The organism is Erwinia sp. HR93 (assembly GCF_034555055.1).
GTDB classification, from domain to species: Bacteria; Pseudomonadota; Gammaproteobacteria; order Enterobacterales; family Enterobacteriaceae; genus Apirhabdus; species Apirhabdus apintestini.
Genome location: NZ_JAXUDP010000001.1, coordinates 941,162 through 959,894, shown reverse-complemented (window position 1 = coordinate 959,894; position 18,733 = coordinate 941,162). Strand labels below are relative to the sequence as shown.

At 56.8% G+C, this 18,733-nt stretch carries 9 protein-coding genes and 1 pseudogene; 3 read left to right on the top strand and 7 right to left on the bottom strand.

The genetic code is table 11. The features are described from left to right. Positions 1-454: 454 nt before the first annotated feature. Both SFA31_RS04470 and SFA31_RS04465 read left to right on the top strand, forming a co-directional pair. Complete coding sequence (locus SFA31_RS04470) at positions 455-4,915, top strand: autotransporter outer membrane beta-barrel domain-containing protein (protein ID WP_322836900.1); 4,461 nt, start codon at positions 455-457, stop codon at positions 4,913-4,915. A 333-nt stretch (positions 4,916-5,248) separates the two neighbouring features. After that, the gene (locus SFA31_RS04465) at positions 5,249-6,142 is read left to right on the top strand and encodes an SDR family oxidoreductase (protein WP_322836899.1); all 894 of its coding nucleotides are present in this window, start codon (positions 5,249-5,251) and stop codon (positions 6,140-6,142) included. 341 nt (positions 6,143-6,483) lie between these two features. On the opposite strand, the gene SFA31_RS04460 is transcribed toward SFA31_RS04465, so the two are convergent. The 5 genes and pseudogenes from SFA31_RS04460 to SFA31_RS19055 form a co-directional block, all read right to left on the bottom strand. After that, positions 6,484-6,648 carry a hypothetical protein gene (locus tag SFA31_RS04460; protein ID WP_322836898.1) on the bottom strand — a complete coding sequence of 55 codons (165 nt, stop codon included), beginning with the start codon at positions 6,646-6,648 and terminating at the stop codon, positions 6,484-6,486. A 107-nt stretch (positions 6,649-6,755) separates the two neighbouring features. Continuing rightward, on the bottom strand, positions 6,756-7,259 hold the full coding sequence (locus tag SFA31_RS04455; RefSeq protein WP_322836897.1) for a hypothetical protein: 504 nt from the start codon (positions 7,257-7,259) through the stop codon (positions 6,756-6,758). A gap of 72 nt (positions 7,260-7,331) precedes the next feature. Beyond that, positions 7,332-7,640 (bottom strand): type II toxin-antitoxin system RelE/ParE family toxin, encoded by a 309-nt coding sequence (locus SFA31_RS04450; protein ID WP_322836896.1) that lies wholly within the window; start codon positions 7,638-7,640, stop codon positions 7,332-7,334. After that, positions 7,640-7,900, bottom strand: a complete 261-nt coding sequence (locus SFA31_RS04445; protein WP_322836895.1) for a type II toxin-antitoxin system ParD family antitoxin — start codon at positions 7,898-7,900, stop codon at positions 7,640-7,642. Before SFA31_RS04445 ends, SFA31_RS04450 begins: the two co-directional genes overlap by 1 nt. 127 nt (positions 7,901-8,027) lie before the next feature. Next, a pseudogene (locus tag SFA31_RS19055) lies at positions 8,028-8,135 on the bottom strand (hemolysin); the annotation flags it as partial. A gap of 10 nt (positions 8,136-8,145) precedes the next feature. Between SFA31_RS19055 and SFA31_RS19050 the strand changes: the two are divergent. Then, a complete protein-coding gene (locus SFA31_RS19050) occupies positions 8,146-8,226 on the top strand; it encodes a SymE family type I addiction module toxin (RefSeq protein WP_416208346.1) in 81 nt (26 codons plus the stop codon). Between the two features lie 66 nt (positions 8,227-8,292). On the opposite strand, the gene SFA31_RS04435 is transcribed toward SFA31_RS19050, so the two are convergent. Both SFA31_RS04435 and SFA31_RS04430 read right to left on the bottom strand, forming a co-directional pair. Continuing rightward, positions 8,293-8,664 carry an immunity 8 family protein gene (locus SFA31_RS04435; protein ID WP_322836894.1) on the bottom strand — a complete coding sequence of 124 codons (372 nt, stop codon included), beginning with the start codon at positions 8,662-8,664 and terminating at the stop codon, positions 8,293-8,295. Next, entirely contained in the window at positions 8,661-18,722 is a 10,062-nt protein-coding gene (locus SFA31_RS04430; RefSeq protein ID WP_322836893.1) for a hemagglutinin repeat-containing protein, read from the bottom strand. Before SFA31_RS04430 ends, SFA31_RS04435 begins: the two co-directional genes overlap by 4 nt. Positions 18,723-18,733 lie beyond the last annotated feature (11 nt).

Below are 18,733 nucleotides of genomic sequence, written 5' to 3'. Positions count from 1 at the left end.
GCAAGTTGCAATACCGATAGTTTACTTATACCGCCGGCCGGTCCATACTAATACGTGAAACTGACATAACTTTACGAATGACATTAGATAAGCCGACATACCGTATCATTTACATACAAGCACACTCTCCTGACTGCCGTCGTATTGCGCGCTGTGTATCACACGATATGAAAAATTTTGACACATCACCTGGCATGTTTGCCACGCCTTCTATACTCAATGAAACCCAGGTAAACGTTCATCCTGAGCATTCATGAGCAATAAGCGAGTTTTATACCCTGGTGGTAATCGGAACAAGGATTTATCTTCCCACCAGCCCGCAGCCATCCGCCGGATACCTGATATTGACGGGATAGACCGCAATTAAAGGGCAAGGACGTCAACAGCCTATGGATAGATTATTTTCAGCCTTCGGGAAATGAAGCCCGGACGATTAAGAACCATGAGGATTTATATGACGCTGCCGAGAAAGCTTTCTTTCCTTGCCACGTGCGTGTATGTGGCTATCTCATCCGGCCAGCAGGCAAAGGCCGCCTGCGATAATTATCAGCCGGGTACCGGGCAAACCGTACAGTGCGGCACCGGCACACCAAATCCGGATACCACCGGGGTCGTTAGCGCAAACGGAGTGACTAACGTCACCGTTAACATCGATCAAGGCAGTGTATTGAATATCAGTAATGGCCCCGCACTTTCACTGGGAGACGGCAGTAAAGTTGTGAACGCTGGCGCACTTACCGGTTCAACGTCTGGAGTACTTCTGCGCACAGGCAGCAGTACGCTGACCAACGCGGGCACCATTACGGGCACTTCCGGCCCTGGCATAGTATTCCAGGGTAACGGTAGCAATACGCTAAACAACAGCGGCAATATTACTCCCGGTAGCGGCAATGCCGTCACTTTCGGCAGCGGTAACGATACTCTGCTGGTGACCGACGGAACTATCAATGGCGACATCGCACAGGGCGACGGCGTGGACAAAGCCGACATTCGTAACGGTCGCATTACCGGAACACTCTCCCAGGGGAATGGGATTGATGACTTTATAATGAGCGGCGGAACGCTCGGTGCCCTCGAACAAGGCGACGGTCGCGATACCTTTACAATGAGCGGTGGCACCATTACCGGCGCGTTTGAAGACGGCGATGTTGCCAAAATGACCGGCGGTAAAATCGGCCGCGTCAACATGAAACTCGAAAATAATATTTTCGATATGTCCGGCGGCGAAATCGTCGGTAACCTTGTTACCGGCTTTGGCGACGATACCATTATCATCAGCGGTAACAGTACTATTGGCGGTAATATCAGCGTCAGCGGCGGCACCGACAGCGTGACTATTACCGGCGGTACCGTTAAAGGTGATATTAAAATGAGCAACGGTGACGACCTTTTCCACTGGGAAAATGGCGGCACTATTCAAGGCGCAATTCAGATGGAGGGCGATAACGATCTTATCGAACTTAAAAATCTGGATGCGACTACCACCGCTTCATCACCTACGATTGACGGGGGAGCCGGCAACGACACCCTGAATATGGACAACAGCGAATATGTTCATAGCGATGCTAATCTTCTGGCTGGCCTTGAACATATCAACCTAACTAACGGTTCCACCCTGACGCTTGACCACAATTTACTGGCGCTCGGTGACGCGAAAAACGACAACGCCAATACGGGTTATAACATCGACGCCAACAGTACTCTGGCGATAAAAAACGACGACGCAGTCGCCTTTAAGAGCCATCTGAGCGGCACCGGCACACTCAGTACCGACACCGGTGGCAAAGCATTCAACTTTACTGATAACAACGCTGGAGATAAATTTGCCGGCACCCTGGCGCTGGGCAACGGTACGCTCGACCTGAGCGGACGTAATACTCAGGCGCTCACCGATGCAACGCTACAAGCAGGAAAAGACAGTATTACCACCGTCGGCTCAGGCGAACAGCATATCGGCGGCCTGGCATTCGATGGCGGAACCGTTGATTTTGGCAGCGTCGCACCGGGCAATACTCGGGCCAGCAATACCCTTCAAACCGCTAAAAATCTGGATTTAAGCGGCAGTGGCACGGTCAAAGTAAACGTCGGCAATGCTCTGAACGATAGACCTACGCCAGCTGGCGATGTCCCGCTACTTTCCCAGGACGATGCCAACACTACGATTAAACTGGCCGGCACGGACGACAAAGTCACCGGCGGCGGCGGCAGCCTGACGCTGGTGGACGGCGATGGCAGCGTTATCAGCAATGGCGTAACTAAAGATATTATTCAGGACGGAAATTCCGTCGCCGAAGGTACCTGGGACTGGCGTCTCTCCTCTGGCGAAAATCAGGATGGCTTATATGTTGCCTATGCCCTTAAACAGGTTGACCTGAAAGGCAGCGATGATAACGCCCTGCGCCTGAGCGCCGATGGCACAGCCAGCGGCGCTGCGGCAGATCTCAGCGCGAAAGTCACAGGCAGCGGCGATCTCGCTATCGACAGCACCGGCAATACGGTATCACTCTCAAACAAAGATAATGATTATACTGGCGTAACCATTGTACGCAGCGGCAACCTGCTGATGAGCAACGATCGTGTCCTTGGTAATACATCACTGCTCAAAATGGCCAGTGATACAACGCTGGATATGAACGGTCATACCCAAAGCGTAGGACGCGTTGAAACCGCAGAAAAATCCAAAATTGATATTCATGGCGGTAGTCTGACCGTAGACCGGGGTGGGGTTATAAACGGAGGCCTGACCGGCGCCGGTCAGCTCACGCTCAATACGGGAACGTTGGATATCAACGGGGAAAATCAGACACTTAAGGCAAACACTGCCATTCATGACGGCGCTATCATTAATTTGGACAGCGCGTCCGGTCTGGGAAGCGGCGGTATCGACAACGCCGGGCAGCTTAACTTAAATCAGGCAAGCGGTATCCTTAATAATCGTTTGAGTAACAGCGGCGAAGTTAATCTTAACGCCACACAAACAACGCTTGCAGGCGATAACAGCCAGTTCAGCGGTACATTCAATATTGATAAAGACAGTAAGCTGACGGCCAGGGAAGCAAAACATCTTGGAACTTCTACAATCCACGACGAAGGTACGTTAGTGCTTTCCACCTACGGCGACTGGGCGTTAAAAAATAGCGTTACTGGCACAGGAAACCTCTGGAAAGAAGGCGCGGGCATCGTGACACTCAGCGACGCCAATGTTGGCTACACAGGTCGCACAGATATCTATCAGGGCGGGCTGATTTTCGGTAGCCGCGACAATCCGCTAACGCTCGCCACCTCATTAGTCAATATTGATGACGGCGTACTGGCGGGTAATGGTACTGTCACCGGCGACGTAGACAACAAAAGCATGCTGCAGGTCGGTAGCCAGAACCTGCAGGATCCTTCAATACCACCATCTGCGGTTGCCAGGATAACACCGCTCGCAGTAGCCTCCCACGATACGCTCACTATTGGCGGCAACCTGACAAATAGCGGACGCATTCAGGTCGGCCAGGTCGGCGAAAATACCCTGCCAGGCAACACGCTCACCGTTAACGGCAACTACGCCGGGAACGGTGGAAAAATCGCGTTCAACACCGCGTTAGGCGATGATAATTCAGCCACCGACCACATGACGGTCAAAGGCGACACTAGCGGTACCACTTATGTCAGCGTGACTAACGCAGGCGGCAGTGGCGCCAGAACGCTCAACGGCATAGAACTGATTAATATCGCCGGCAACTCCGCAGGCAACTTTCTTCAGGATGGCCGTATTGTCGCAGGCGCATATGATTACCGGTTGGGGCGCGGCACGGGCGATAATAGCAGCAACTGGTATTTAACTAATCGAAGAGTCGCTCCCGTCGATCCTACAGACCCAACCGATCCTACAGACCCGACGGACCCCACGGACCCAGATACACCGCCTAACCCGAGCGATGTAATGATTCGCCCGGAATCTGCAAGTTATATCGCAAACCTGGCGGCGGCTAATTCAATGTTTATCACGCGCCTGCATGACAGACTTGGCGAAACACAATATACGGACGCACTGACCGGGGAACGTAGAGCCACCTCACTGTGGTTACGCCAGGTTGGCACTCATAACGGCTGGCGCGATGGAAGCGGCGCGCTGAAAACAACCAGTAATCAATATGTCGTCATGCTGGGCGGCGATATCGCCCAGTGGAGCAGCAATGGCCTCAATCGTGGGCACTTGGGCATTATGGGCGGTTATGGTAATAACCACAGCCACACCCGCTCCAGCACAACGGGCTATTCATCGAAAGGCGAGGTTAATGGCTATAGCGCAGGTCTGTATGGCACCTGGTACGCCAACGACGCTGAAAAAACCGGCCTCTATGTAGACGGTTGGGCACAGTACAATTGGTTTAAAAATCACGTTAATGGCGAAGGTTTGTCTGAAGAAACGTATGACGCAAAAGGCTTTATCGCCTCGCTGGAAAGCGGATATACTTGGAAAGTGGGCGAATTTAACGGCAGCAAACAAACGTTAAATTCGGTATACATCCAGCCGCAGGGCCAGGTAACCTGGATGGGTGTAAAGGCAGATAATCACACCGAGCGAAACGGCACCCGGGTAAGCAGCGACGGCGACGGTAATATCCAGACTCGCCTTGGCGCCCGCCTGTTCCTGAAAGGCCATAGCGCACTGGATAACGGTAAGGTACGGGAATTTCAACCCTTTATTGAAGCTAACTGGCTTCATAACACCCGTAACTGGAGCGCACAACTCAACGAAGTACGCCAGGTGCAGGATGGCGCACGCAATATAGGCGAAATTAAAACCGGCGTGGAAGGACAGCTATCGCGCAATCTTACGGCGTGGGGCAATGTCGGGCAGCAAATAGGGGATAAAGGCTACAGCAATACGGAAGCAATGCTGGGCATTAAATATAGCTGGTAACCCTGCAAGATAGCGCCTGTCCAATCAGGCGCTCTTCTGTTTTTGGCGGCATCGCGGCAGTTCTGAGAACGTTCTTTATACTGGCCCAATTAAGCGATTATTCTGCTCAGGAGTGGCGTTTCGCTTAGCCGCCTATTCCTGGTTAACCCCCTCTGTACTCCACCATCGCCATGGCCTTTTGAGTAATGCCATCGCCCTGGCCACCTGCGCACTTTTATCCTTTTTAATCCCGCCCGCCAACCGCCGTCATTAGATTTTCTCACCGGCATTGCGCGACAAACAGCGCATTTATGCCAGGCTTAACCGTGTCATTAATGCAAAAAAGGAGCTTTCATGTCAGATTCACAGAAGAAGGGCATCCTCTCCACAAATTACCCCATGCCGCCATTTTCAGAACAATTGCAGCCCTGGCCCGGTCTTGCCAGCAAAATGCAGCCGGTGCCCGATCACGGGGAAAGCAGCTACCGGGGTTCAGGCCGCCTGGCTGGTCGCAAAGCGCTGATTACCGGCGGAGACTCTGGTATAGGCCGCGCAGTGGCCATAGCGTACGCACGTGAAGGCGCAGACATCGCGATTAACTATTTGCCGGAAGAAGAGCGCGACGCAGCGGAAGTGATAAAACTTATCGAAGCTGAAGGCCGGAAAGCGGTCGCATTGCCAGGGGACATCCGCTCAGAATCCTTTTGTCAGCAGCTTGTTAATAATGCCGCACACCAGCTAAATGGCTTAGATATTCTGGTCAATAATGCGGGCCGGCAACAGTTTAACAAATCCATTCGCACCCTCAGCACCGAGGATTTCGATGCGACGTTTAAAACCAACGTCTATGCAATGTTCTGGATAACCCGCACCGCAATGGAATATTTGCCGCGCGGCGCTTCGATAATTAATACCACCTCGGTACAGGCCTATAACCCCAGCGCCATCCTACTGGATTACGCCCAGACCAAAGCCAGCATTGTCGCTTTCACTAAAGCGCTGGCAAAACAGTTGGGCGAAGAGGGTATCCGCGTTAATGCCATCGCGCCCGGCCCCTACTGGACAGCGCTACAAACCAGCGGCGGCCAGCCTCAGGAAAAAGTCATGCAATTTGGCGCCTCTGCACCGCTTGGTCGCCCGGGCCAGCCTGCGGAAATCGCGGCAATCTATGTCACCATGGCTTCCAGCGAAAATAGTTATTCCTCCGGCCAGGTATGGTGCTCCGACGGAGGCACCGGCACTCTGTAGTCAGCAATCAACGGCCCCTGGTGTGTTTATGTAGCCAGGGGCAAGGTTGCTTAATAAATAATGTGAAACAATGTGATGACGTAAAAAATCCCGGATTTTGAGGGCCGGGATTAACAGATTACTTTGGATCGGAAGGGGGAGATTTGCGGGCTTTACGCTTATCTATCAGATTGAAAACTATTGTTGCCAAGGTTATGGCTACGCTTGCTATGCAGCTAAATACAATCAACCTTTTTACGTGATAAGCCGGAAAAAAGAAGTAGCCTTTTGTCAGAAAAATAAATAATGCACCGGCCCCTAAAAGAATAAAGCCTAACATCACGCAGAAAAAAATGAATATATCAGTAGCTTAAAATAACTTTTCGTTTAGCATCCTTTTTCTGTTCTTTAGGGAGCGATTTATTATTAACTCCATCTTTTATATATCCACCTAAAATCTCACTGCCAAATGAACCTGTAACATCAAATATAAAACCAGGTATTTCTTTTCCTGTTGCTGAGTTCACAATGCCCGGCACATACTTGCCAAATATTCCGCCAGCCCAGGCACCTGCTGCCGCACCACCTATCGACCCAATATCCGGCCCGTCATTGAATATGGCTCCACCTGCTGCTATACCCAGACGCCACGTCCCGGTGCCAGTGCACCCGTTACACCGGCGACTGCGCTTCCTTTATAATCCCAGCCCTTGTTTTCATTACCCGGTTTGCTCAGGTCAAACCACTGATAGGAACCGTTTGCGATTTCTGCAATGATTGCTCCACCCACTACCTTACCCGCTGTTGCTGCCGGGCCTATATACCAGGCGCCGGTTATTAATGCTCCATCCACTGAGCCATTTACTATTACTTTTGTAATATTGACTCCGTCCGGCATATCGCCCTTCGCCAGTTTATCCAGCCCCGCCTGTTTCTGCTCTGCCGTCAGTCCTTCTGTTTCTGCATACTGATTCCAGGAAGCTGCTGCACCGTAATCAATCATTCCCTTCGGCAGGCTCAGCGCATTATTCTCAACGACGATGGCCCTGCGACCCGATTTACATGCGGCACACCGCTGAACGCCGGGGCAGCGGCATTTACCGCCGCACACGCCAACGGCAGAGGGCAGGGGGTACACAGGGATGTGCGCCTTCTGCCTGCACTCCCCTGCCACCTTACACACGGCCGGCTAACTTCTTTGCCTCTCCGGCTACTCCGGTGCTACGCCCGGCTCCGGGAACAGCCCGATGATATCCCTTGAGCCATGAAGGACACGTTCGACTCGTACTTCCGTGTCCAGCACCCTGAACACGATGAGATAGCGGCCATAAGCACAGCTTCTGATGTTTTGTCCCAGCTCGGGCCTTTGCCGGTAGATAACCGGTGACTCTGCAACCCGCAGACACTGCTGGTACAGATCTTCAATGAAGCTTACCGCCCGCAGCGGATTATCCTGTGCGATATAGTCGCCGATAGCCTCCATGTCCTGCTCTGCCAGTGGCGATATACCCAGCTTCACTACTCTTTATCGCCTTCTGCCATATTCCGGTATTTGCGCGACAGACGCCCGAACACCGCTTTTGCACTGCGGCTTTCTCCGCTGTTGATACCCGCACTGACCGCCTGTTGTAGCGAGTCAAGTTTCATCTGTTGCTCCCGTTCTTCCAGAGCACGCAGCCCCGCGCGGATAACTTCGCTGGTATTGTTGTAACGCCCGCTTTCTATCTGTTCACGGATGAACGCTTCGAAGTAGGGGCTCAGGGCTACGCTGGTTGGCATGATGTTTTCTCCATCCGGATTACTATCAGTTAATAACTGTTAGTATACTGCTTCAGTTTTTATCAGCAACATCCGGCCCGTCATCTTTCCCCTGCTCCGCCGGATGTGTACTCGCATGCACCGCCTGTAGCGCCCCCGTATCCAGCCGGTTTTTCCCCGCGTCCGCCGTCGACCCTATCACCGCTCCGTCAAGCTGCGTATGCCCGCCGACCTTCACCTCAAATCCGCCGCTACCCCCTCTTAACCTGAAGGGCAACTGGCTGGAAGAGGCGGGCTTTGCGAGCAACACGCCGGTTACCGTGACCGTTGACACGGGCAACTGGTGATACGGCTGGCGGCTGAAGGGTAACTGACAGGTAAAAAAATCCCGGCAGTTAAGGGCGGGATCAACTCTACCGAGTTTGATAAAACTGATAATCTTCATATTCCCAAAAACTAATACGACTTAGCTTTTGAGCTATGCTGGACCAGCTATCTGCATGACAAGCAATAATTTGTTTTTCTATAAAGGCCCGGATTTTATCGTAGTCGTATTCATCCATAATGATCATTCCTTTACCTAAAAGAACATCATTTTTTACGAGTTCACCCTGCAACCATTTTGGAGTACAAATTAGCATGTCAAAATACTCAGCGCCCTCTTCATCATCAGGTCCAATCATTGCTCTAACCCAGCTTCCAAAAAACTCAGGATTTTCAGGCCAATAACTATTTAAATCATCTTCTATTTCCAAAGAACGCAGTTCTTTTAATAAGGCTTTCATTTAGTTATATCCAAATGTCCATTGCTAATTGGTCGCCCACCAGGTGTTAACTTTTGCTCAAAGTTAGCCTGTACACCTGTTGTAGCATACGTACTATTTGGTTTAGCTGAAGGTGGTCGATAAACTCTTAAGCCATCAGCACTTACCCATGATGTTCCGTCTTTAGATATTCTGTAACCCGGCCCAACCCATGCTTCTCCTAATACATTAGCTTCATTAGCAGTGGCCTTTCCTAAACCAAAGTATCCTTTATTACCCTTGGCTGCATCACGTAGTATTCCTATCTGTTCGGCAACATTTAAAGAACTGGAATTATTGATTGTCTGACCATTTTTCGCCGCATTAGCCGCCGCTGCTTCCGCTTTTGCTGCCGCTGCCTCTGATGCCGTCTTACCTATACCTACTGCACCTCCGGCTCCCACTCCTCCCGGGACTATCGCCTCCGACACCTGGATACCCGCATTATTCAGACACAGTACAACATTCCCTGCACAGGCCTCTATCGCTGCTCTCGCTGCCACCGCGATTTCCGGCGAGGCCGCCGCAAGTACACCACCACCAAGCCCGGCCGGAAGTGCCACCGACAGCGCATCGTTCATTGCCATACCGCGCCGACACGCTGCACCACCCGGATTAGCTGAACAGGAGGCTATATCTTTCCCGTGCTCCTGCACGAACTTCGTCTGGGTCTCTTCATTCCCGCCCAGAAGATTATTCTCAACCGTCGTCTTTCCGGCCTGCGCGCCTGTCGCTGCGTCCACCGCGCTGTTTCCCGCCAGCCCGCCTGCCAGCCCCGCTGCCAGCGTCGCAAGTGCACTTACCGTCGCCCTTTCCGATTCCGTCAGCTCTGACGCGCTCTTTCCGTACAGCCTCTCCGACAGCAGCCCCATCGCTTCCCCTGCCGCCGCTCCCGCCGCTCCCGACAGCGCATTATTTCCCTGCGCCAGCGCCAGCGCCACGTTCACCACCGCGTGCGCCAGCACCTTCTCCTGCGAACTCATCCCGCTTCTGCCAATGATATTCGCTATCTCCGGTGCCGCTCCGCCCGCTATCGCCTTCCTCAGGTCGCCGCCTGCCAGCCCCTGCACCACCGCCGTTGCGCCCTGCACCACGCGCTGGATTGTGCTGCCCGTCCCTGTCCCCGTTTTATCAAAGGCATCCTTATAAAAATTCTCGTATACCTGCCCCTCAATATCCTTGTCTGTGGCCGTCTTTCCCGGATGCGCTGTCTCCCAGTCGGCTTTCGCCTTCGCCCGGTCTGCATCCGTGGCACCGGCCATTTTATCCCGGGCTTTCCGGGTGGCAATTATCTCACCCTGGGTCCGGATAATATCCCCTGTCTGGCTCCCAATCTCTCCTATTACCTGCGCCTCACGCAGCCGCTTCTGCTCCTTCTCCTTGTCGAATATCGGGCTCAGCGTCTCATTTGCATGCGCTACGTCACGGTTCAGCTCTCCCGTATCCTGCTTCTGGTTCGCCACGTCGCGCACCGTTATCGTGCCGTCACTCACCGCCGAACGCGTCGTGCTGTGCGCGCTGTCTCCGCTGTTCAGCCCCGCCAGCATATTATTCGCCGCGTTGCCCACAAACTGGTTACCGATATTGCCGCCGCCGGTGCTCATCCCCGCTCCCGCATGCGACACCTCATACTCCGCACGGTTATGAATATCGCTCCACCCCAGCGTCCCCGTATCCAGCCGGTTTTTCCCCGCCTCCGCCGTCGACCCTATCACCGCACCGTCAAGCTGCGTATGCCCGCCGACCTTCACGTCAAACCCGCCGCTGCCCGCAAATATCCCCGTCTGCTCCTGCACCGAATCATACGTACTGTGCATCTTATCCTGCGAAACGCTCACGCTCGCCGAACCGCCCGCGCCGAGTACCGCCACGCTGCCTCCCGCGCTCACGCTGCTCTGCCGGCTGTCGTAGCGGTCACTGTCCTGCTCGCTGCCCAGCGTCAGGTTGCGGCCCACATCCGCCGTCACCTGCCTGCCGCTCACCTGCGCGCCCGTCAGCGTCGTGTCACGGCCGCTCTCTATCGTCACCTGGTTGCCCGCCCTGAGCTGCGTCTCATTGTGCGTCACGCCGCTGCCGCGCTCACGCCCGTGGCTGCTGTTTGCGCTCGCTGACACGCTCAGCCCCATTCCACCCTGGCCCGCACCCACGCTCACGCCCAGACTGCCGCCGCTGCTCTTGTTTTTACCCGACATCTCCCGCGTGTCCGCCGATGACGTCAGCGTCACGTCACGCTTCGCGTTCAGCGCCATATCCCGGCCCGCCTGAAGCTCACTGCCCTCCACCCGGATATCTCCGCCGCCCTGTCTGCCCGTCGCCGTGATACTCAGGTTATCTCCCGCCGTCAGGCTGCTCCCCTGATGATAATGCTCCTCACTCCGGCTTTCACTGCGCGAACGCTGACTCCCGTAACCCGCAGACACCCCTATCGTATTATTATTCCCCGGGTCGTCCTTGCCCCGGGCGAGGTCCTTGTCTATCACCTGCCCCGCCTGCACCCCGGACAGCACGCTCTGCACCCCTTCCAGCGCCGCCAGTCGTCCGCTGCTTTCTTCCTTCGCTGCTCTCGACTGACTTATCGCCGTATTCAGCGCGCTCCCCGCCGCGCCCGACAGCGACAGCGTTAATCCGCTGTTGCTCTGCTCCACCACGCGCTGCGACGTATGGCTGTTCTCCGCCGCCGTGATACTCACGTCGCTGCCCGACAGGGCCATGTCCTTACCCGCTATCAGGTCGCTGCCGTGCACGTTAAGCTGGTTGCCCGCACTCAGCGTCAGGTTACCCTGGCTGCTGCCCACGATACTCCCTTTCTTCAGGTTACTGTCATCACTCTGCGACACTTTCTCCTGCGCGCTGCCCACCGTAAATCCCAGGCCGCCCGTGCCCATCACCCCGGACTTTTTCTTCCGGCTCATATGGCTTTCGTGCTGCGCCTCATCCGCCGTGGTGATATTCAGGTTATTGCCTGCCGCCAGCAGGACGTCGCCGGTGCCCGCTACGGACGAACCGCGCACCGTCAGGTCGCGCCCGGCGCCTATCTGCACCGTATCGCCGCTGAAATTGCTGCCCTGCGCGGTGCGCTCGTGCAGTTCATCGTGCGTTTCATGCTTCGTTTTCGACAGGAAACCTGAGGTGGTCCATTTATCGTTGGTTACGTGGTCATAGGTGCGCTCACCGCTCTCAATAGTGACATCGCGCCCCGCGGTCGCGCTCAGCGCCCCGCCCGCCGTGACGTCCGCCGCGCGGGCGTTCAGGTCGTTCCCCGCGTGCAGCGTCAGCGTCCCCCCGCTGCTTACCTGGCTGCCGGCCTCCTGCGTTTCACGCGTCAGGTCGTACTGTTTATCACTGCGGCGGTAGCTGGTTTCGCGCGACGTTTTCACCGTATCCAGCGTCAGGTTATTGCCGGCGACGATAGTGGTACTGCTGCCTTCGCCGTGCGTGCCCGTCACGCTGCCGGTCAGCGTTACGTCGCGCATGCCCTGTAGCGTCAGGCTGCCGCCCGGGTTCTGAACCCACACGGTAGCCGGTGCCGAGATATCCCGCGCCCCGTCGCTGCCGCGCTTGAGGCTTTCGCTGACCAGGTCGCGCCCGGCCTTTAGGCTGACGCTGTTATCGCCGAGGATAGCACCACCCCGGTTGTGAATATCCAGCCGCGAGGTGATATCCACCGCCCCGCCCTGAATAAAGCCGGTGTTAGTCAGGTTGTTGGCATCCAGCCGCGTCACGTCGCGCCCGGCTATCGTCCCACTGTTGTTCACATCACCCGAGGTTTCAGAGAAGACGCGGTTACCGGCGATTAACGCGCCATTGCCGTTGACACTGTTTTGATTCACCTTCAGGTAGACCTGAGGCACCAGCACCTGCTCCACGCTGCCGTCCGGCAGCCGCACCTGCTGAGTCACCAGCCAGACAATTGAGCTGGTCAACTGCGCCATTTGTTCCGGGCTTAGTGCCACACCCGGCGTTAGCCCCAGTTTTTTCGCAAAGGCAATACCGTTGTCCATCAACATACGGTACTGCGCTTCATCGCTGCTTTGCCCGTCCAGATAGCGCTGGCCGGTAGCGCGCGTAATTTGATCGCGGATCAGAGTTTGCTCGTAATAGCCATCGCCCAACCGCTTCAGCAGGTTATTCGGATCGTTGGCGAGCGCCTTTTGCATATAGTCACTACCGAGCCATTTTTTCTCCTGGGTAAAGCGCGGATCGGTTTCCACCAGGTAGTCTGACGAAGCACCGGGGTGAGTGTGATACAGGCTGTTATCCGGCAGGCGGGTCGACGGCGCCGCCACGCGGATCTCTTTATCCACCGGTTTACCGTCTACTTCTTCCGGCGGTAGCGGCAGCGTAATGCTTTCGCCCGGCGGGATCTCCAGCGGCCGGTCGGTCACGCCGTCTACTTTTCCGCCGGTAAGTAAATCTGGCATATCGAGGGCATCGTCCCACGAGAGCGCGCCATCGCGGCCCGGGGCAGCGCGATCGCTGACGACACCGCCTTGGCCGTCGACGATAACTCCGTCGCGGCGATCGACGGCATAACCGGTATCGCCGGTGTCCGCGTGGCTCTCAAAACGCATTAGCCCCAGCGACAGATCGCTGCTGGCGTTTTCGCCCTGGTACTCCATCTCATTACGCGCGGTGTGCCAGTCGCCTTTTTTGTAATAGGAGATACGCTTGCCCACATCGACCACGGTGCGCGTGCCTTTGGTTTCCCGGTTGTCCAGACTGGCACCGCGATTAATAAAATCGCGCCCGGCCACGATGCGGCTGTCCTGGTTCACCAGCGCGCCGCCGGTGACCGTCATATTGCCGCCGCTGGTAATAGATGCACCATCGCGCTGCAGGATTTTGGTTTCAGAGATGATTCTGTCGTAGATATATTCAATAAAGTGCTTGCTGGCGCCGAAGCCGGGAATAGTAAACCGCATGCGGTTGCTGGCATGATTTTCCCGTAGCAGAAGTTCCACACTGGTATTTTTGCTGCCGTCGGGATTCAGACCATAGCGTTTTTTGCCACCTGGCTCTACCGGCCCCAAAATATAGCGCTTACCGTCACCGCCGTTACAGGCGACGCTTTGCTTGTCGCCCTGGCAATACTGCCATTCATCAAACGATTCGCGCGACACCTCTTCCGGCGTGTCACTCAGCCGCAGGTGAATATCGCGGTTATCCACGCGCCCCATACTCAGGCTTAAATCGCCAGCGGCTTCAATTTGCGCGCTGTGGTTGCTCAGCGTGCCGCCCTGCCCGGTGGCGTTGAGCGCATCATTGAGCTGGCCGCCTATGCTCATGTTTCCACCGCTGTACAGCAGCGCGTGATCGCGGTTAAGAAGGGTGCCCGCTCCGATATCCAGCCGATCGCGGGCGGCGATCACCGCTGCTTTTCCGCTGGCCGCATCTTTATCATTGGTCAGGCTGGCCGTTTGCAGGGCAATATGGTCGCCATAGATACGCCCGGTGCCGAGGTTTTCCAGCGCGTTGGCGATGATGTACGTTAAGCCGCCGTCAATAAGCCCAAGGTTATGCAGGATAGTCGCGATGTTTAACCGCGTTTGTCCGGCGCTAATTTCACCGCCCGCGCCGTTATTGAGCGCCACCGCTTTCAGATCCAGTGTTTTCCCGGCGCCCAGCATACCGTCGTTGCTTATCTGCCCGCCGCTATTTAGCGCCAGGTTACCGCCCGCCGCCAGCACGCCGGTGTTATGCAGCGCTTCGCGCAGCGTCAGCGCGACATCTTTAGCGCCCTGTACGCTGCCATCGCCGCCCAGCAGCGCCGCCACGAGTTTTAGTGTGTCGTCCGCATATACCGTGCCCGCCCGGTTTGCGATGTTCAGCGCGTCGCCCTGTAGCGTCAGCGCGCCGCCGCTCACCAGCAGCCCGTCGTCATTGATAAACTGGCGTTTAACGTCTGCCTGCAGCCCCTGTGCGCTCTGAATACGCCCACGGCGGTTATCCACATCTCCGGCGTTCAACTGAATGCTCTGCGCCTCAACGCCGCGCGCGCCGCTGCGGGTGTCGCTATTACGCAGAGTTCCCGCTTTTAGCACGAGCGCATCGTTCGCTTTTAGGGTGCCGCCGCTGTTATCCAGCAGGCCCGTAACGCCAAGATGTACGTCGCCAAAGGCAAAGAGTTCGCCGCTGCGGTTATCCAGCGAACCGGCATTCAGCGCAAGGTCGCCACCGGACAGCAGTTTACCGCCCTGGTTATTGACGGTGGATAGCTTCGTCAGGCGCACGCCTTTGCCACCCTGTAGCTGCCCCTGTGCGTTATTTATCGCACCGCCGGTTATTGTTAGCGTGCCATCGGCCAGCGCGATCCCGCCGCCGTTTTCCAGCCCCTGTTTGCTGTCTATCTGGATATCGCCCGCGCTTTGCAGGCGACCGCGCGCGTTATTGACGCCCGCGCCGCTGAAGCGTAAACCGCCGTTGCCGCCAAAAGTACCGCCGCTATTGTTCAGCGTACCGGCATTGACAATAGCGCGCCCGCTGCCGATAAAGCCGGACTGATTATCGATATCACCGCTGCTGATAGTCAGCGTTCCCTGAGCGCGAATACCTTCGCTATCGCCCGCGGTGCTGGCGTTGATCAGGCTGCTGCCCTGGGTATCGAGGCTGGCGTCTCCGGCGGCCAGCAGCAGGCCGTGGGTGTTATTTAGCCCCTGCGCAAGGATATCGACCCGCGCGCCGGACAGGATCCCCCGCTGGTTATCCAGCGCTCCGCTGCGAACGATCAGCGTTCCGCCGCTGAAGATGCCGCCGTTACTGCCGCTGTCGCCGTTGAACAGCGCGCCATTGTTGGTATTTAACGCCACATTGCCTTTGCCCTGAATCAGGCCGCTGCGGTTATCCAGCGCGCTGCCCACCAGCGTAATGTCGCCCAGTTCACTGCCAAGCGTGCCGCCCCGGTTGTCGAGGCCGCCGGAAATAATATCAACGCCGCCGTCGCCCAATAGCGCTCCGCTGCGGTTATCGATATTTCCGCTACGCAGCGTCAGATTTCCTCCGCTTATCAGCCCGTGTTCTGCGTTGATAAGTCGTGCACCCTGGGTATCGAGGTTCAGCGTACCGTTGGCCTGTACACGCCCGGCGCTGTTATCCAGCGCGCCGCTGCGCAGGATAAGTTCGCCGCCAGACAGCAATTTACCGCCTCGGTTGTTTAACGCGCCGCTATCCAGCGTTAGGGCTTTTCCGCCGGTTATCTCACCGCCCTCGTTGTTCAGCGGCGTGCCCTGCGTCGCCAGCGCGACGCGCTGGCCGATAATCGCGCCTGCCTGGTTATTCAGCGCGCCGCTGCGGATGTTCAGGGTGCCGGAAGCAATAATGCCGCCGTCCGTTCCGCTGTTTTGGTTGCTGAGCGCGGCGTTTCCGGTGTCGATATCCAGGCTATCCCCCTGGATCAGTCCGCCGTTATTATTCAGCGCCCCGGTATGCAGATTCAGCGCACCTTTTCCCGTTAGCGTACCGCCGCCGTTGTCCAGTGAACTTGCCGCCAGCGATAAGCCGCGGCCTGCGGAAAGCGTACCGCCCGCATTATTAAGCGCACCGCTGCGCAGGGTTAGCGTACCGCCACTCAGGATACCGCCGCTGCGCTGCGGCTGGGCGTTATTGAGCGTTTTGCCGCGGGTGTCCAGCGCCATGTCGCCGTTGCTCTGAATAATTCCGCCGCCGTTTTGCAGCTCGCCGCTATTTAACGCCATGTTCCCGCTGGAAAGCAGGCGCCCGCGCGCATTGTTAAGCAGGCTGTCACCCAAATTAAGCGTGACGCCGTTGCCCTGCAGCGCGCCATCGTTATTGTTCATGCCCTGAGAGGTTAGCGCCAGCGCACCGCCCGCTGCCAGTACGCCCTGGGTATTTACAACCCCGGTAACCGTAGCCTGAAGGTTCCCCGCCGCATTGAGGGTTCCGCGCAGGTTATCCAGCAGCCGTGCGGTAAGCGTGAGCGCCCCGCCGCTGTTAAGCACGCCGCCCTGATTATGCAGGTCGTCACGCAGGGCAATGCGCAGCGGTCCCTGCACTGCGGTCATTTCACCTTGGTTGTTGGTCAGCGAGCCCGCCTGCAGCCCTACGCCGCCCTGGCTCGCGATATAACCGCCGGTGTTATCCAGCGCGCCGCGCACATTGAGATCCATGGGGCCGTCTGCAGCGGTTTGCACCAGCTTGCCGTCGCGGTTTGAAAGCGTATCGCCGGTCAGCGACAGGTGCCGGGCGATAGTTTGCCCGTGGTCCAGGTTGAGGCTAGCGCCGTGAATAGCCAGTGCGCCTTCGCTGCTTATGGTGCCGCCGCTGCCGTTAAGGGTATTGGCATCAATGTTCAGCCGCCCATTGTCCTGATGCAAAATAGCGCCGCGCTGGTTATTCAGCACCCCGGTAGCAACGGAAAGATCGCTGCCCCGGCTGGCAATCGTCCCGCCCTGGTTGTTTATTGACTCCGCCATGCCTAACCGCAGCGCGTTTGTTCCGGTGTGATTAACGGTTCCGTCAGTGTTATTCAGCGTGCGAGCGTTTAGCGCCATGGCCTGCGCCTGTATGCCGCCTTTGGCGTTATTAATAGCCGCCGCAGTGACCGAAAGCGCGCCGGCCTGCAGCGCCCCGCCCTGATTGTTCAACTGGCCGCTGGCCTGCAGTGACATTGCGCCCTGCGCCTGGGTTTTACTTTGCACCAGCGAGATATCCCCGGCGCGCGCCTGGGCGCGTAAATCGCCGCTAGCGAAGTTTTGCCCGCCGCTGAGATCGACGGCGTTACCGGCAATATCAATATGTCGCCCGGAGAGCATCTGCCCCTGAGACTGCGCCTTGCCCGCAGTTTTTATGGTTAAATCGCCCGCCTGCCCGACGCGGCCATCGGCGCGCATGCCCGCGGCCAGCGCACCGCCCGCCTGGTTATTAAGCGATGCGCCGGTAAGCCCGATGCTGCGCCCGGCGGCCAGCGTGCCGCGGTTCACCAGCGCCCCGGAGGCGGTGACTACGCTGTCTTGCTTCGCGTAGACCGTGCCTTGGTTATCAATGGCTGCCCGGCTACTAAGCTGAATATCTTTCGCGGCGTTCATCGTGCCGCTGTTGCTGATGGTTCCGTCTGTGTTTAGCGTCACGTTGCCAACGCTGGCGCCAATTTCCCCGGCGTTGCGCACGCCCACGCCTTTCTCGGTGCCGGTGAGTCTGATTTTCCCGGCATACATGCCACCGAGCGAAGAGACGTCCAGCGCAAAGCCGGGGCGCGTTTTGTCATCCGCTGTACGCGCCTGGACGCTGCTGCCATCGGCGCTAACGCGGTTGGCGCCGGTGGTTACGTTTAATTCGTTGGCCCACAGCCCCGCGTTGACTTTTACGGAGCGGGCGATGATATCGGTATAGTCGGTCTTCGAGGCGTCCATGCCGCGCCCCTGCACCACTATTTCACCGCGCGAAACGTCGTAGCCGGTTATCGCGCCATTTTGCATCAGCGCCTGGCCGGTGGTGAGCGTGGCGCGGTTGGCGTTAATAAATCCGCAGCCGTCACAGGATATCCCCGCCGGGTTGGCAATAATCACCTGCGCTTTTTGCCCGGCGACTTCGATATAGCCGTTGAGTTTACTGGGGTCGCGCGCGTTCACCTCGTTCAGGATAACTTTTGCACTGCCGCGCGCCAGATTAGGGTTTGCAGCAATCATACCGCCCAGCTCTGTGCGCGCGTTTTTATTCGCGTTATTGAGGATCACGCCCTTGTGGTCAACGTCGAAGCGGCTATAGACATTCCGGGAGACGCCGCCCGCGCTTGGGGCCTGGATATTTACCTGTGGGGTGCCGTTAGCGCTGTTGGTCACATTAGGGCGCAGTTTGCCAGCCGCGCCGGCATCGGCAACGATCGCCGCCTGGGCAAAATGCACAGATCCCAGCGATAGCCAAAGCGCGAACGGCAGCGCGGCCAGGCGGCCCGTCATCCGCATAAGCGTGCGCCCGCGCCCGCCAGCGGCACTGCTATTCCCCTGCCCGGAACCGGCAATTTCCGCCACCACGACCAGCATGCCGCGCGCGCGGTTGAAAATAATGCGATAGAGATTCTTATTCATGTAACGACTTC

What these genes read in the sequence shown, in the direction of transcription:
- SFA31_RS04465 (WP_322836899.1), top strand. Translation starts at nt 5,249, where the DNA reads ATGTCAGATTCACAGAAGAAGGGCATCCTCTCCACAAATTACCCCATG.
- SFA31_RS04430 (WP_322836893.1), bottom strand. Translation starts at nt 18,722, where the DNA reads ATGAATAAGAATCTCTATCGCATTATTTTCAACCGCGCGCGCGGCATG.
- SFA31_RS04470 (WP_322836900.1), top strand. Translation starts at nt 455, where the DNA reads ATGACGCTGCCGAGAAAGCTTTCTTTCCTTGCCACGTGCGTGTATGTG.
- SFA31_RS04445 (WP_322836895.1), bottom strand. Translation starts at nt 7,900, where the DNA reads ATGCCAACCAGCGTAGCCCTGAGCCCCTACTTCGAAGCGTTCATCCGT.
- SFA31_RS04435 (WP_322836894.1), bottom strand. Translation starts at nt 8,664, where the DNA reads ATGAAAGCCTTATTAAAAGAACTGCGTTCTTTGGAAATAGAAGATGAT.